Origin of the sequence: Pectobacterium zantedeschiae (assembly GCF_004137795.1) — a bacterium.
GTDB lineage: Bacteria > Pseudomonadota > Gammaproteobacteria > Enterobacterales > Enterobacteriaceae > Pectobacterium > Pectobacterium zantedeschiae.
This window is the reverse complement of record NZ_NWTM01000001.1, coordinates 1,048,939-1,063,855: the sequence shown is the minus strand read 5'-3', so window position 1 is coordinate 1,063,855 and position 14,917 is coordinate 1,048,939. Positions and strand designations below refer to the sequence as shown.

The window sequence follows — 14,917 nt, the reverse complement described above, 5'->3', positions numbered from 1 at the left end:
AAGAAGGAAAAATAGCGATGCCCTATCACAAAGGATATGGCATCGCACGTTAACAATCGTTGGTTATCGAATGGCGCGTTTTAATATACGGTTAGCGCCACTGAGGAAATCATCGGCAACCTTATTCACTTCACCATTGCCGTAATCCAGTTTTTGCAGGCTCGTTGTCCATAGCTGAACCAATTCCTGATTTTCCATAAACGGTGAAACGGGCACCTTTGATTCAGGCTGTGCAGCGGCTGCCCGATAAGCATTGGCTAATAGATTACCAGGATTGATCACGCCGATATCTTCCAGCAGTTTTTGTGCTTTCGGATTCGCAGGCATGCCGTTTTGCAGCCCAACGGCCTTCACGCCTTCTGGATTACTCAGCATGAAATTCATCAGCATCGCCGCTTCTTTTGGATGCTTAGTGTTCTTGCTGATCGCAAACAGTGAGGAGGGTTTGCTTGTCAGGCCCGAGTCTTTAGCATCCGGCATCGTGATGAACGGCCCGGTTTCCAATACGGCCTCTTTCGGCATATTGCTCGAATAGGTATAGATGGCGGAATCCCACAGATACATACCAGCTAATTCGCCGTTAATCCACGGACGAATCTCATAGACATTGGTACGCCCGAACGAGGAAAAATAACGCTGATCGGGTATCACATGGGAGTCAACCAACTTTTTATAAAAGCCGAAAAGTTCCCGCACCTGATCGCGGCTATAGGCAATACTTTGCTTCTTCTCATCGATCATATCGATGCCGTATTTCTGCGCCATATAGCTACGACCGAGCGTGAGAATATCCAGCACATCACTTGCCCCTTGGGCTACGCCGAGCGGATAGTAATTATCACCCAGTTTTTGTTTAAACACCGGGCCAGCGGCGAACAGCTCATCCCAGGTTTTCGGATAAGCAACGCCCGCATTGTCCCACGTAGTTTTATTGTAAATCATACTGCGGGACGTCATCGAAATCGGGAGACCTTGCAGCTTCCCTTTTACATCCGCCGTTTTCAGGTAGTTAGGCGGAAAATCACTCAGCCCCAGCGTGTCTTTTTGCTTATTCAAATCATAAAAACCGTCGCCATTACGGGAAAACTGCGGCAGCCAGTTCCAGTCAATGCGAATAACATCAGGCTCTTGCCCCCCAGCCATCTGGGTTGACAGACGGGAAAGGTAGCCGTCCCAGCCGGCATATTCGGCTTTGACAGTAATCGTCGGATTAGCTTTTTGAAACGCGTTAATAGCAGCCAGCGTAGCCTCATGTCGCTGATTACCGCCCCACCAGGAGATGCGTATCTCGGCAGCGTCAGCAGAGTGAGAAAATGCCGCCCCCAAGGGAAGAGCAGCACAAAGCAGGAGTAGATGAGATAATGTGTTCCGTGTTTTCGCCATAATAGAACCCTTATAATTGTATTCGGAGGTTTCCACCCGCTTCCCTTTTAGGGGCAGACAGGTACTACGGATGCGGAAGCTTTTTCTGCCGACATGGCAGAGACTCTGATTAATTCTCTCTTTTCAGGTTGACCGCCAACTCGCTTATTTTCACTGGCAGTTCGGTGCGTAATGATCGATTGGCAGCAATGCCGGTTAAAATAGACATAGCCCCATCGCGATAATCCGCTGCACGATGTAATGGATCGGGTTCCGGTGTACCAAACAGATCGTTTAACATGACCTGATCGCCGCCGCCGTGTCCGCCGGCTTTAAATTCAACCGGTACGACATAAGGCTCGTCAAACATCGGATAGATCTTTATTTCACATTCATTCAGCGCACCTTCATCCTCTTTTTGTCCGCCTCCGTTTACATAAGATTTTTCCACCAGTTTCATTTCTAACCGACCGTTGCTGCCATTAAACACCACATTCAACCCTTCCCAGGGTAAATACGCATTTAATGAATACGTCATAATGGCTTTGCTCTTATATCGCACCATCACACCCAGCACATCTTCAATATTAATACCGTCATCGAATACGCTTTTATCGCGGTAATAACCATCTTCGTGTTCAGCGTCTAAATATAACGCCGTCAGCTGTTCGCTTTGATTCATATGCAACGCAAACGGATCGTTTTCCGCCGCAGCGCTATTATGTGAACGTGAATAGAATGCCGTGACACCACGTGCTTCAGCATTGGCTTTGCCATAAAAACGCAAATCGCCTTGCGCATAAACCGTTTCCGGCTCGCTGTTCAGCCAGAAATTGACCAGGTCGAAATGGTGCGTGGATTTGTGCACCAACAGCCCGCCGCTATTACGCTTGTCACGGTGCCAACGACGAAAATAATCTGCTCCGTGTTCGGTATTCAGCAGCCACTCAAAATGAACGGAATAGACCTCACCAATTAATCCTGCGGCAATTAATTCGCGGACTTTACTGTGATGTGGCGCGTAACGGTAATTAAAGGTCACGCGTAATTTACGGCCAGTGCGGTTAATCGCATCAATAATGGACTGGCATTTCTCTTCGTCAATCGTCATCGGTTTTTCACTGATGACATCACAGCCTAATTCCATTGCCCGGATAATATAATGGTGATGCGTCCGATCGATAGACGTCACAATAACAATATCTGGCTTGGTTTCCGCGATCATCTGCTCAAACCGATCGGCGTGATACGTTGCCACATTATCGTGTCCGAATTTATGGACAATACGGTTGGCGTAATCCATTCGCGTCTGGTTTGTATCGCAAAAAGCAACGAATTGTCCCTGATCCTGATAATCTCTGGCGATCGACTCCAGATAAAGGCCTGCGCGGCCACCCGTTCCCACTACGGCATATTTCTTTTTCATTCTGCGTATTTCCTCCAAATAACGTAGGGCACATAGCTATTCGTACATAAAACAGGACGCTAAAAAATTTCACCGAATCGACTGGTACAGTTCAACCAATTAAGGGACTGGTATAGTGATTTTCATCATGGTAAATCACACCCATACGCTTACGTCTTTACCATAAAAAATAGAACATCCCGATATCGTTCACCTTCACATTATTGCCATGTGATGATGTTATCTGGCAGTAGGATGAAGATTGACCTGTTTTATCTCTCATAAATACAATTTGCCCGAAGCCATATTAGCATTTGATTTTATTAACAATATTAGATGTTAATATCTCACATACCTCACGTTGAATATGCATCGCCTCTCTTAAGTGCGCGCGCATCAACGGGATTCTCTCTAAAACAGCGTTGCTCACCACATTCAAATCAGCCTGCTATGTAAATAGCTTGCCAGGCTAACAACATCTCGGGGTCACTCTGGATTACGATCGTGATGGCTTGCTCTTTTTTCACCTCACCGCGTGACAGATCTCGCATTTTATTTTCAATCCGCCTGATGATGCCGGATAATCGGCGTGTAACTCATGAGAGATGCAGGAAAGTGTCAAGCGCGTAAGAAACGACAAGGAATCACTATGCAGACTTTTTTTCAGGATACGATGGCCACCCCGCTTGGGGAATTATTGATTATTGCTGATGAAAATAATCATTTACGTGCCGTCGAGTGGCAAGAGTACGAAGACGATTTATTTCGCTCGCTCAATCGCAGTTATCGAAATGATCCTTTTTCGTTACAACCACGCCATAATCCCGGTGGTTTGACAGACAGTCTGCAACGCTATTTTGATGGCGAATTAGCGATTATTGATACGCTGCCCGTCGCGTCCATAGGGACGGAATTTCAACAGCAGGTTTGGCGGGAATTACGTCGAATCCCCTGCGGAGAAATTACCACATACGGCGAACTCGCTACGCTGTTGGGACGCGCTGGCGCAGCGCGTGCAGTCGGTATGGCAAATGGCTCAAACCCTGTCAGCATCGTGGTTCCGTGCCATCGCGTCATCGGTACAGGCGGTGCACTGACGGGCTATGCGGGGGGGATTCATCGTAAACAGTGGCTGTTAGCGCATGAAGGCTACTTACCTCGCCAAAATAGTTTACCTCTATAATTATAACGTTTCGAGGCATGAGAATTATCCACCGAATTGCTTATCACCGTAAGTGATTCGGATTAATCAATGTGTTAACCGTTCAATAACGAAATGGATGATAATATTATCGTCACACAGCGCTTATATATCGGGATCTCTTCCAGCAAAATCGAAAAATTATAGTTAGTTCACTATTTATTGGTCTATTCCGATGATTGTCGGTCTTATCACAGCCGATAAAAGCTGTTAAAATTGACCAATATCAATTATTGCCTGAGCAAAGCCTATGATCCCGGAAAAGCGAATTATCCGACGCATCCAGTCTGGCGGTTGTGCAATCCACTGTCAGGATTGCAGTATCAGTCAGCTATGCATCCCTTTCACCCTGAATGAACACGAGCTTGATCAGCTCGACAACATCATTGAAAGGAAGAAGCCTATCCAGAAGGGGCAAGCGTTGTTTAAAGCTGGTGATGAGCTGAGATCGCTGTACGCTATCCGCTCCGGTACGATAAAAAGCTACACCATCACCGAACAAGGCGATGAACAGATCACCGGTTTTCATCTGGCGGGCGATTTAGTTGGCTTTGATGCCATCGGAACCGCTCAACACCCCAGTTTTGCTCAGGCGCTGGAAACCTCGATGGTCTGTGAAATTCCTTTCGAGACGCTGGACGATCTCTCAGGGAAAATGCCTAACCTGCGCCAGCAAATGATGCGTCTGATGAGCGGTGAAATCCGTGGCGATCAGGACATGATATTACTGCTGTCGAAAAAGAACGCCGAAGAGCGTCTGGCGGCGTTTGTTTACAACCTCTCCCGTCGTTTCGCTCAGCGTGGTTTCTCGCCACGTGAATTCCGTCTGACCATGACGCGCGGTGATATTGGTAACTATCTGGGGCTGACCGTTGAAACCATCAGCCGTCTGTTGGGGCGTTTCCAGAAGAACGGTACGCTGGCAGTAAAAGGAAAATACATCACGATCGAGAATATTGATGCACTTTCCGAATTAGCCGGGTCTTCACGTAAATAATCTTTCCAGTCTAACTATTTGATGCGGCCACTGTTTTTCTTGTGGCCGTGACAATGTTTCATCTTCCCTGCCCGCGTTGTTCGTGATATTTCCTATTTTGTTATTCTACGGCTTATCTCTGTTGTCCAAAGCGATTCCATTGCGGTACTCTTGATTGACAGGCTGTGGAGTAACAGCTGTTTGGAGGAGCTATGGCAAAGTATCAGAATTTACTGGTAGCTATTGACCCAAATCAGGATGACCAACCAGCGCTGCGTCGGGCGGTTTACCTGGTTCAGCGACTTGGCGGCCGTATCAAGGCATTTCTGCCGATTTATGATTTCTCTTATGAAATGACTACTCTGCTTTCTCCCGATGAAAGAGTGGAGATGCGTCAGGGTGTTATTCAACAGCGCACCGAGTGGATTGAGGAACAGTGTAAATACTACCTTGAAGCAGGTGTTTCGATAGAAATCAAAGTGGTTTGGCACAATAAGCCCTTTGAAGCCATTATTCGGGAAGTGATTTCTGGAAACCATGACCTGTTGTTGAAAATGGCACATCAGCACGATCGGCTAGAAGCGGTTATCTTTACGCCAACAGACTGGCAGTTACTGCGCAAATGCCCTTGCCCGGTGTGGATGGTAAAAGATCAGCCATGGCCGACCGAAGGCCGTGCATTGGTTGCGGTCAATCTGGCCAGCGAAGACCCTTATCACGATCCGCTCAATATCAAGCTGGTATCAGAAACGCTGGAACTGGCTCAGCAGGTTGACCAAACCGAGGTTCATTTGGTTGGTGCCTATCCAGTGACTCCCATCAATATTGCTATTGAATTGCCTGATTTCGATCCTAGCGTTTACAACGATGCGATTCGTGGGCAGCACCTTATCGCCATGAAGTCGCTACGGCAGAAGTTCAGCCTGGATGAGCGTGTGACGCACGTAGAAAAAGGTCTTCCAGAAGAAGTGATTCCCGATCTGGCAGAACATTTACAGGCCGGTGTCGTGGTATTAGGGTCGCTGGGGCGAACCGGCCTTTCCGCTGCCTTTATCGGCAACACGGTTGAGCATGTTATTGACCACTTGAAGTGTGACCTGCTGGCAATCAAACCCGATGACTTCGTTTCACCGATTACACAAGAAGACGGTGACAATAGCTGATTACAAGTGTCATCACGTTCAAATCAAATAATGCCAGCCTAAGTGCTGGCATTATTTTTGGTGATGCCATGCAACGTAAGTATGAAGAGCAGAGCATATTTAAGATGTAAAAAAGGGGCGATATTCGCCCCTTTCGTTTTCTACGTCGTCACGTCACGCTTACAACGCTTTCAGAATCGCCTCAACGCTGTCTTTGGCGTCGCCAAATAGCATCTGCGTGTTCTCTTTAAAGAACAACGGGTTCTGTACGCCAGCGTAGCCGGTATTCATGGAACGCTTAAACACGATAACATTCTGCGCTTTCCACACTTCCAGCACTGGCATGCCCGCGATTGGGCTATGCGGATCTTCTTGCGCAGCCGGGTTAACGGTGTCATTCGCGCCAATGACCAGTACGGTGTCAGTGTCGGTGAAATCATCATTAATTTCATCCATTTCCAGCACGATGTCGTAAGGCACTTTTGCTTCAGCCAACAGCACGTTCATGTGACCAGGCAGACGCCCAGCAACTGGGTGAATACCAAAGCGAACATTTATACCACGCGCACGCAGTTTTGCGGTGATGTCATGCACAGGATATTGCGCCTGTGCAACGGCCATACCGTATCCTGGGGTGATGATCACCGACGTTGAGTTCTTGAGTAAATCAGCCACGTCTTCAGCTGAGGCCTCACGATATTCGCCAACCTCTTCGCTCTCACTGGAGGAAACGCCATCGGTACCAAAACCACCGGCAATCACGCTGATAAAGGAGCGGTTCATCGCCTTACACATGATGTAAGACAGAATTGCACCAGAAGAACCCACCAGAGCACCAGTCACGATCAACAGGTCATTGCTCAGCATGAAGCCTGCCGCTGCTGCTGCCCAACCAGAGTAAGAGTTCAGCATAGAAACGACGACTGGCATGTCTGCACCACCAATCGATGCCACCAGATGCCAGCCAAATACCAGCGCAATCGCCGTCATCAGAATCAGCGCCAGAACCTGCAACGCTACGCTACCAGTGTTGACGAAAACCAACAGCAGCAGGAAGGATACAACCAGCGCCGCCAGATTCATCTTATGGCGATGAGGCAACATCAACGGTTTTGAAGAGATTTTTCCGCGCAGCTTACCGAATGCGATAACCGAACCTGTGAAAGTCACCGCACCGATGAAGATACCCAGGAAGACTTCCGTCAAATGGATATTTACCATTACCGGATCGGTGATTTCACCATGATCGAGGAAGCTGTTAAAGCCCACCAGTACCGCGGCCAAACCCACAAAGCTGTGAAGAATAGCGACCAATTCTGGCATTTCGGTCATTTCAACCTTACGCGCCAGATAAATACCAATCGACCCACCGATCGCCATAGCAACGATGATCCAACCAACGTTGCCAGAATCAGGCCCCAGAATCGTCGCGATCAGCGCAAGCGCCATGCCGCTGATCCCAAAGATGTTCCCTTGTTGCGACGTTTCGTGCTTGGACAACCCAGCCAAACTGAAAATAAAGAGAATTGCGGCAACAATGTATGCAGCAGTTACTAATCCACCAGACATGTGTTACCCCTTAGTTTTTACGGAACATTTTCAGCATGCGCTGAGTCACGGTGAAACCACCGAAAATATTGATGCTGGCAATCAATACGGCAATGAATGAGAAGAATGATACCCATCCGCCGTGACCGATCTGCAACAATGCTCCGACAACGATAATGCCTGATATCGCGTTAGTGACTGACATTAATGGTGTGTGCAACGCGTGGCTGACATTCCAGACAACGTAGTAGCCCACCACGCAGGACAGCGCAAAAACCGTAAAGTGAGACAGGAACTCTTTAGGAGCAACATCAGCCAGCCAGCCAAACAGCAGAATAGCGATCACGAGGAATGCATATTTCTTCCACGGCGATGTTGGTTTGGCTTCGACCTTCACAGCCGTAGCGGCAGGTTTCGCCTGCTGTGGTTGAGCGGAAACCTGAATCGGCGGAGCTGGCCAGGTGATTTCGCCTTCTTTAACCACGGTCACACCGCGAATCACGGTGTCGTCAAAATCAACGTCGATTTCGCCGTTTTTCTCTTTGCAGAGTAATTTCAGCAGGTTAACCAGATTCGTGCCGTAAAGCTGTGAGGATTGCGTCGGTAAACGGCTTGGTAAATCGGTGTAACCGATAATTTTGACGCCGTTTTCCGTCACGGTAACGAGGTCTGCAACGGTCAATTCGCAGTTCCCGCCCGTTTGCGCGGCCAAATCGACAATCACACTGCCTGGCTTCATGCTCAGCACCATCTCTTTGGTGATCAAGCGCGGAGCCGGTTTTCCAGGGATCAGGGCGGTAGTGACGATAATGTCGACTTCTTTCGCCTGTGCGGCAAACAGTTCCATTTCGGCTTTGATAAAGGCTTCAGACATGACCTTGGCATAGCCGTCACCGCTGCCAGCCTCTTCTTCAAAGTCGAGTTCGAGGAACTCGGCGCCCATGCTCTTAACCTGCTCTTTTACTTCAGGGCGGGTGTCAAAAGCACGAACGATAGCACCCAGGCTACCTGCAGCGCCGATCGCGGCCAAACCAGCGACACCGGCACCGATAATCATGACTTTGGCAGGATGAACCTTACCCGCAGCGGTAATCTGTCCGGTAAAGAAGCGGCCAAATTCGTGGGCGGCCTCAACGATAGCGCGATAGCCTGCGATGTTGGCCATCGAACTGAGCGCATCCAGTGACTGCGCACGAGAAATACGCGGTACAGAATCCATTGCCATCACCGTCACCTGACGGGCAGACAATTTCTCCAGCAGTTCTGGGTTTTGTGCCGGCCAGATAAAGCTGACAACCGTACTGCCCGCTCGGGTCAGTTCGATTTCATCATCCTGTGGCGCATTTACCTTCAGGACGATATCGGATTGCCAGACTTCCGAACTGTCAACAATAGACGCGCCAGCTTCTTCATATGCCGCATCGTCAAAACTTGCCAGTTTTCCCGCTTCACGTTCTATCGAGACCGTAAAGCCCAGTTTCAGCAGTTGTTCAACCGTTTTCGGCGTCGCTGCTACACGGGCTTCATTGGCCAACCGCTCTCTTGGTACACCAATACGCATGCTGATACCCTTTTCGCTTATTTTTAACGAAGGTTATTATTCTCACCCTATTCTGTTATACAAATTCGCCGAGACCTGCTGCACCCTGTATCCCCGCATTCACGCGGTAGGAAGAGGGTCTTATCATCTTCTTGTCACACGCTTTTTTGGGGCGTCTCACTGTAGGCGAACTCATTTATAACGTACTGAAAATGTGATCGATGATCCATAAATAAAATGAATTTCACAGAAAAGCCGAGTTATCACAGGTTCTATCAGCCTTTCTTGGTCGAAAATCATGCTCTTCTCAGCCTTTTGTAGCATTATTATAGAAGTATTTTTCTGTGCTGTTTCACAAAAACAATGTGTTACAAGGTTGTTAATGCGATAAATCACATAAATATCCCTTATGATGTCAAAACAATCATTAACCGTTATTATTAGCACTTTTCTTGTTTACAACCGAAGCATCACGGCTTTTCGGCCCCGCTGAAAATGCTAAAGCACAAGAATTTATTCCGTGCGATAATCAGCCCTATTCCGTTACAGGTTGATTGCTATACCTTAAATAATTCGAGTTGCAGGAAGGCGAAAGGATTTTTTATGAAGCTGAAGACTACTGTTATTGCATCCACATTGTTGTTATCACTCTCGGCATTTTCAGCGCAGGCTGCACAGGAACTTACGCCTGAGCAAGCAAACTCCCTGCAACCCTTTGAGAGAATTACGTTTAAAGGACGTTTTCGAGCAATTAATGAAGCGGTTGACGCAGCGTCAAAACGCGCCGACAAACTGGGTGCAGCATCGTTTTATGTGCAATCTATGACCGATGCTAATTCAAGCGACGCCTGGAATGTTACTGTCGATCTGTACCGCAAAGATGCGCCCAAAGCGAAAAAAGATGTGCAGTACCGCACCGTCTACGGTGTAAAAGAACTGCCGAAAGATGCAGCTTATTTGCTGGAACCCTATGACACTGTTACGGTAAGTGGTTTATTTAGCAATCAGCCTGATCTAATCGATGCTATTGCAAAAGCGGCAAAAGAGAAAAATGCTGACTCGTTTTACATCGTACGCCAAATTGATGTGAACTCGAATAGCGCGAATCAAAGAGCTACCGCGTTTATCTATAAAGCCGATGCACCAAAACGTCAGCTTCAGCGTCCTGATGCGATCCCTGCCGATTCTGATGCGGGTCGTGCTGCACTTGCTGCCGGTGGTGCAGAGGCTGCTAAAGTAGAAATCCCAGGTGTTGCATTCTCTGATAGCCCAAGTCGCAGCGTGGGTAACTTCTTTGAAACGCAGTCATCAAAAGGTGGGCGTTACACGGTAACGTTACCTGATGGCACACAAATTCAGGAATTGAACAATGCCACGGCGGCGAAGATGGTACCTTTCGACTCCATCCAGTTCCGCGGCAACTATACCAATACTACACAGATCTCTGAAGCTGTAGCCAAACGTGCAGGAGAGAAAGGCGCTAAATACTACCACATCACCAGACAGTGGGAAGGCAAAGGCAGCAATATGACGATCAGCGCCGATCTTTATAAATAACAACTGTCGTATGGTGTTGTAGAGAACAGCGAAACGCTATAAAACGCAAAAACCCGCGATATCGCGGGTTTTTTATGTCAGCAATCAACCGACAGCGAGTACGATTTTACTTACTGGTATCCAGTTCCGGGAAGCTTTTCACCAGATCGTCAATCGCTTTGATCTGTTGCAGGAACGGCTCCAGCTTATCCAGCGGCAACGCAGATGGCCCATCACACTTCGCGTTAGCAGGATCGGGGTGAGCTTCAATGAATAGCCCCGCCAAACCTACCGCCATACCGGCACGCGCCAATTCGGTCACCTGTCCACGACGGCCACCGGATGCCGCACCAAACGGGTCGCGGCACTGTAGCGCATGCGTAACGTCAAAAATTACCGGCGCGCCGTTGGAAGCGTGCTTCATGACATTGAAACCCAGCATATCGACAACCAGATTGTCATAACCGAAGTTGCTGCCGCGATCGCACAGAATTACCTGATCATTACCACCTTCGATAAATTTATCGACGATGTTCCCCATTTGGCCTGGGCTGACGAACTGTGGTTTTTTCACGTTGATCACTGCACCCGTTTTCGCCATTGCTTCTACCAGATCGGTTTGGCGTGCTAAAAACGCGGGAAGTTGGATTACATCAACCACATCGGCTACTGGCTGCGCCTGATGCGATTCATGCACATCAGTGATAATTTTTACGCCAAAGGTCTGTTTCAGCTCCTGGAAGATTTTCATCCCTTCTTCCAGGCCGGGACCACGGTAAGAGTGAATCGAAGAACGGTTAGCCTTATCGAATGACGCCTTAAACACGTAAGGAATACCCAACTTCTGCGTGACCGTGACGTAATGCTCACAAATGCGCATCGCCAGATCGCGTGATTCAAGAACATTCATGCCGCCAAACAGCACAAAAGGCAAGTCGTTGGCAACGGGGATATCCCCTATCTTGACCACTTTATTCGTCATACTTTTACCTTCATGTCGGGAAATAAATAAACGCTGCATTACTGCAAAACAGTTTCTTAATGCAAGACAATCTGTTTCTGCTCTATCGAGTGAATCTGCACTTTTATCATTTCACTCACTGGATCTTCCGGGCACTGTTCAACGAAATAGTTAAGATCGGACAGTGCAATATGGTCGCAATCCAATTGAGCATAAATCAGGCCGCGATCGCGGATTTCGTAAGGATCTTCCGGGTCAAATTGCAGCACCGCCTCACTGGCTCTCAGCGCCAATTCCATCTGTTTTTCTTCCATCAGTGCGACTTTCAACGTGTCGAGCATTTTACGCACAATCAGGACGTTCTCCGCTTCATCCAGATCTTCATCCAGCAAGCGGGTTGATGGGCCGATATTACCTTTGAGCCACACTTCCAGCACATGCTCACTCAGCGTATCGCCATTGAGCGGATTGATCAGCCACATCTCTTCGTCGAGCCAGTCGGCACGTAGAATCAACTGCGTCGGGAAAATCACCGGCATCAGCGGCAAACCGAGTTCGTTTGCGATATGCAGGAAGATAATGCCAAGTGATACGGGCATGCCCTGACGAGATTCCAGCACCTGATCCAGCCATAGTGCATCAGACAGGCGATAAATGCCGCCAGCACCGCCGAACCCCCAAGTGTGATAAAACAGCTCAATCAGTTTTTCAAGCTGAAGATCTTGCTCAAGACCGTCAGGAATAGCGGCTCGGGCGCTCTCAACCATCTGTTGCAGATTTTGCCGCACATCCTGAGCGGGAAAGTCGCGGCGAATCGCCTGTGAAACCAACACGACACCATCACTTAGCAGTGACTGGTTGAATTCAAAATCAGCAATAGCACTCATAATTATTCCATCAGCAACGGTGATTGGGTCAGTGCTAGCAGCACGACCACACCAAAGCATATTAAAGCAGATACAAACGCCAGCCAGCGAACATTCTGGCTACGAGGGCGTTTCCCCAAGGCGATAGCGCCAAGAAGGATATAAATGATAACGCCAAACAGTTTTTCCGTCAGCCAGCTTTGCTCGGGCGTAAACGGATAAGTGTGACTCAGAATGATTAAACCAATACCGCTGATCAATAACAAGGTATCGTTAATATGCGGCAGAATTTTAACCCAGCGCTGTTGCAGTAGAACCGATTGCCGACACAGCCAGAAAAAACGAATGACAAATAGGGAAATACTGATGCCAACCGTTGCCAGATGCAGATATATCGTGGCTGGGTAAAGAGTTATCACGTCCATTGCTCCTAATAATTAAATGCTATCTAACCAGCGCCCTAACGACACTCGGTCATTGCCACCATAGTCCTGACAAGTTTCTATCTGTGTAAATCCTCGGAGCTGCAACAGTTGACGCACCACTTCACCCTGCTGCCAGCCGTGTTCCAACAGCAACCAGCCACCGACATCTAAATAATGCGGAGCGAATTCAATGATGGTACGTAAATCCGCCAATCCGTTGTCGTCAGCGATCAGTGCGCTCGCAGGCTCGAAGCGAACATCACCCTGTGACAAATGCACATCATCAACATCGATATACGGAGGATTGCTGGCGATAAGCGCAAAGCGCATATGATCAAGCGGTGAATACCAGTTTCCAAACAAGAAACGAGCGTTATCGAGCCCCAATTGCTGGGCATTTTTTGTCGCTAACGCAACGGCATCCGGTTGAACATCGACACCAACTACCTGGCAGTCACGCCGCTCACTGGCCAGCGCCAGCGCGATTGCTCCCGTTCCGGTACCCAAATCCAGTATGGGACACGGCGTTTGAGGTAGACGCAACAACGCTTGCTCGACCAGGCATTCGGTATCGGGACGGGGGATCAACGTGGCAGGCGAGACAGCTAGCGGCAGTGACCAGAACTCACGCACGCCGATTAAATAGGCGATAGGCTCTCCCTGTTCACGACGCATCAGCAATTCAGTTAACTGCTGCTGTTCAGCCGCGTTCAGCTCGGTTTCACCAAACGCCAGCAAAAACGTACGGGATTTTCCCGTCACAAATCCCAGCAAAATTTCCGCATCTCGCTTTGGGCTTTCACCCGCCGCGAGTTGCGTTACCGCAGAGACTAACCAATCCTGATACGTCATTATTCCTGCTCGGACAACGCAGCAAGTTGATCGGCCTGATATTCCTGTACGACTGGTTGAATCAGCGTATCCAGTTTCCCTTCCATGACCTCATCCAGTCGGTAAAGCGTCAGGTTAATACGGTGATCGGTTACCCTTCCCTGCGGGAAGTTGTAAGTGCGGATTCGGTCGGAGCGATCGCCGCTACCGAGCAGGTTACGACGGGTTGACGCTTCTTCTTGCTGACGTTTCTGTACCTCTGCCGCACGGATACGCGCCCCCAACACAGACAGCGCTTTAGCTTTGTTCTTGTGCTGTGAACGCTCATCCTGACATTCCACGACAATGCCAGTTGGCAAGTGAGTAATACGGATGGCGGAATCGGTGGTGTTAACGTGCTGACCGCCCGCGCCAGAAGAGCGGAAGGTATCGATGCGTAAATCCGCAGGGTTGATGTCTGGCATTTCAGCTTCCGGCACTTCCGCCATAACGGCGACGGTACAGGCTGACGTATGAATCCGCCCCTGAGATTCCGTAGCAGGAACGCGCTGCACGCGATGGCCGCCAGATTCAAACTTGAGCTGACCGTATACACCGTCACCGGAGATCTTGGCGATAACTTCTTTATAGCCGCCATGTTCACCATCGCTGGCACTCACAACTTCTACGCGCCAGCGGCGTGATTCAGCATAACGGCTGTACATACGGAACAGGTCACCGGCAAAAATAGCCGCTTCGTCACCGCCGGTTCCGGCGCGCACTTCAAGAAAACAACCGCGCTCATCGTCGGGATCTTTCGGTAACAGCAGTACCTGAAGCTGCTGCTCCAGTGTCTCAATTGTCGTTTTGCTTTCTTTCAATTCTTCCTGCGCCATATCGCGCATTTCTGGATCGTCCAGCATCATTTCTGCGGTCTGCTGGTCTTCCTGTGCCTGCTGCCATTGCTGGAAACAGTCGGTAATATCTGTGAGCTGAGCATATTCTCGCGACAATGCGCGAAAGCGATCCATATCAGCGATGATGCTGGGCTCACCGAGTAACGCCTGAACTTCTTCATGGCGTTCTTGTAACGCTTCCAGTTTAGCAACAATAGAAGGCTTCATGCGGGCGGTTAAATCCTGTAA

The 14,917-nt window shown here is 48.9% G+C and carries 13 protein-coding genes; 4 read left to right on the top strand and 9 right to left on the bottom strand.

Annotated elements, in window-relative coordinates; translation table 11 throughout:
- Positions 1 to 63: 63 nt before the first annotated feature.
- Together CLR69_RS04765 and CLR69_RS04760 are read right to left on the bottom strand one after the other, a co-directional pair.
- The gene (locus CLR69_RS04765) at positions 64 to 1,383 is read right to left on the bottom strand and encodes an ABC transporter substrate-binding protein (protein ID WP_129711214.1); all 1,320 of its coding nucleotides are present in this window, start codon (positions 1,381 to 1,383) and stop codon (positions 64 to 66) included.
- A 109-nt stretch (positions 1,384 to 1,492) separates the two neighbouring features.
- A complete protein-coding gene (locus CLR69_RS04760; RefSeq protein ID WP_129711213.1) occupies positions 1,493 to 2,788 on the bottom strand; it encodes a Gfo/Idh/MocA family protein in 1,296 nt (431 codons plus the stop codon).
- 628 nt (positions 2,789 to 3,416) lie between these two features.
- Here CLR69_RS04760 and ogt point away from each other — a divergent pair.
- The 3 genes from ogt to uspE all read left to right on the top strand — a co-directional run bounded on the left by ogt (position 3,417) and on the right by uspE (position 6,107).
- Positions 3,417 to 3,950, top strand: coding sequence for a methylated-DNA--[protein]-cysteine S-methyltransferase (ogt, locus tag CLR69_RS04755; protein ID WP_129711212.1), 534 nt, complete (start codon positions 3,417 to 3,419; stop codon positions 3,948 to 3,950).
- Between the two features lie 268 nt (positions 3,951 to 4,218).
- Positions 4,219 to 4,965, top strand: coding sequence for a fumarate/nitrate reduction transcriptional regulator Fnr (gene fnr, locus CLR69_RS04750; protein ID WP_039299770.1), 747 nt, complete (start codon positions 4,219 to 4,221; stop codon positions 4,963 to 4,965).
- Between the two features lie 191 nt (positions 4,966 to 5,156).
- A complete protein-coding gene (uspE, locus tag CLR69_RS04745) occupies positions 5,157 to 6,107 on the top strand; it encodes a universal stress protein UspE (protein ID WP_129708092.1) in 951 nt (316 codons plus the stop codon).
- A 159-nt stretch (positions 6,108 to 6,266) separates the two neighbouring features.
- Here uspE and pntB read toward each other — a convergent pair whose 3' ends face one another.
- Together pntB and pntA are read right to left on the bottom strand one after the other, a co-directional pair.
- The gene (gene pntB / locus CLR69_RS04740; RefSeq protein ID WP_129708097.1) at positions 6,267 to 7,655 is read right to left on the bottom strand and encodes a Re/Si-specific NAD(P)(+) transhydrogenase subunit beta; all 1,389 of its coding nucleotides are present in this window, start codon (positions 7,653 to 7,655) and stop codon (positions 6,267 to 6,269) included.
- A 10-nt stretch (positions 7,656 to 7,665) separates the two neighbouring features.
- Complete coding sequence (gene pntA / locus CLR69_RS04735; protein ID WP_129711211.1) at positions 7,666 to 9,195, bottom strand: Re/Si-specific NAD(P)(+) transhydrogenase subunit alpha; 1,530 nt, start codon at positions 9,193 to 9,195, stop codon at positions 7,666 to 7,668.
- A 582-nt stretch (positions 9,196 to 9,777) separates the two neighbouring features.
- On the opposite strand from pntA, the gene ydgH reads away from it, so the two are divergent.
- Positions 9,778 to 10,731, top strand: coding sequence for a DUF1471 family protein YdgH (ydgH, locus tag CLR69_RS04730; RefSeq protein ID WP_129708103.1), 954 nt, complete (start codon positions 9,778 to 9,780; stop codon positions 10,729 to 10,731).
- Between the two features lie 106 nt (positions 10,732 to 10,837).
- Here ydgH and kdsA read toward each other — a convergent pair whose 3' ends face one another.
- Genes kdsA through prfA form a run of 5 tightly spaced genes read right to left on the bottom strand, consistent with a single transcriptional unit; the run spans position 10,838 to position 14,896 of the window.
- A complete protein-coding gene (gene kdsA, locus CLR69_RS04725; protein ID WP_010274945.1) occupies positions 10,838 to 11,692 on the bottom strand; it encodes a 3-deoxy-8-phosphooctulonate synthase in 855 nt (284 codons plus the stop codon).
- Positions 11,693 to 11,748: 56 nt separating this feature from the next.
- Positions 11,749 to 12,558, bottom strand: a complete 810-nt coding sequence (gene sirB1, locus CLR69_RS04720) for an invasion regulator SirB1 (RefSeq protein ID WP_129708107.1) — start codon at positions 12,556 to 12,558, stop codon at positions 11,749 to 11,751.
- A gap of 2 nt (positions 12,559 to 12,560) precedes the next feature.
- Positions 12,561 to 12,962 carry a SirB2 family protein gene (locus CLR69_RS04715; RefSeq protein WP_129708110.1) on the bottom strand — a complete coding sequence of 134 codons (402 nt, stop codon included), beginning with the start codon at positions 12,960 to 12,962 and terminating at the stop codon, positions 12,561 to 12,563.
- 12 nt (positions 12,963 to 12,974) lie between these two features.
- Entirely contained in the window at positions 12,975 to 13,814 is an 840-nt protein-coding gene (prmC, locus tag CLR69_RS04710) for a peptide chain release factor N(5)-glutamine methyltransferase (RefSeq protein ID WP_129711210.1), read from the bottom strand.
- Positions 13,814 to 14,896, bottom strand: coding sequence for a peptide chain release factor 1 (gene prfA / locus CLR69_RS04705; RefSeq protein WP_129711209.1), 1,083 nt, complete (start codon positions 14,894 to 14,896; stop codon positions 13,814 to 13,816). The genes prmC and prfA overlap by 1 nt, the downstream gene beginning before the upstream one ends.
- Positions 14,897 to 14,917: the final 21 nt, after the last annotated feature.

What these genes read in the sequence shown, in the direction of transcription:
- ogt (WP_129711212.1), top strand. Translation starts at nt 3,417, where the DNA reads ATGCAGACTTTTTTTCAGGATACGATGGCCACCCCGCTTGGGGAATTA.
- prfA (WP_129711209.1), bottom strand. Translation starts at nt 14,896, where the DNA reads ATGAAGCCTTCTATTGTTGCTAAACTGGAAGCGTTACAAGAACGCCAT.
- CLR69_RS04715 (WP_129708110.1), bottom strand. Translation starts at nt 12,962, where the DNA reads ATGGACGTGATAACTCTTTACCCAGCCACGATATATCTGCATCTGGCA.
- CLR69_RS04760 (WP_129711213.1), bottom strand. Translation starts at nt 2,788, where the DNA reads ATGAAAAAGAAATATGCCGTAGTGGGAACGGGTGGCCGCGCAGGCCTT.
- prmC (WP_129711210.1), bottom strand. Translation starts at nt 13,814, where the DNA reads ATGACGTATCAGGATTGGTTAGTCTCTGCGGTAACGCAACTCGCGGCG.
- pntB (WP_129708097.1), bottom strand. Translation starts at nt 7,655, where the DNA reads ATGTCTGGTGGATTAGTAACTGCTGCATACATTGTTGCCGCAATTCTC.
- sirB1 (WP_129708107.1), bottom strand. Translation starts at nt 12,558, where the DNA reads ATGAGTGCTATTGCTGATTTTGAATTCAACCAGTCACTGCTAAGTGAT.
- ydgH (WP_129708103.1), top strand. Translation starts at nt 9,778, where the DNA reads ATGAAGCTGAAGACTACTGTTATTGCATCCACATTGTTGTTATCACTC.
- CLR69_RS04765 (WP_129711214.1), bottom strand. Translation starts at nt 1,383, where the DNA reads ATGGCGAAAACACGGAACACATTATCTCATCTACTCCTGCTTTGTGCT.
- fnr (WP_039299770.1), top strand. Translation starts at nt 4,219, where the DNA reads ATGATCCCGGAAAAGCGAATTATCCGACGCATCCAGTCTGGCGGTTGT.
- kdsA (WP_010274945.1), bottom strand. Translation starts at nt 11,692, where the DNA reads ATGACGAATAAAGTGGTCAAGATAGGGGATATCCCCGTTGCCAACGAC.
- uspE (WP_129708092.1), top strand. Translation starts at nt 5,157, where the DNA reads ATGGCAAAGTATCAGAATTTACTGGTAGCTATTGACCCAAATCAGGAT.
- pntA (WP_129711211.1), bottom strand. Translation starts at nt 9,195, where the DNA reads ATGCGTATTGGTGTACCAAGAGAGCGGTTGGCCAATGAAGCCCGTGTA.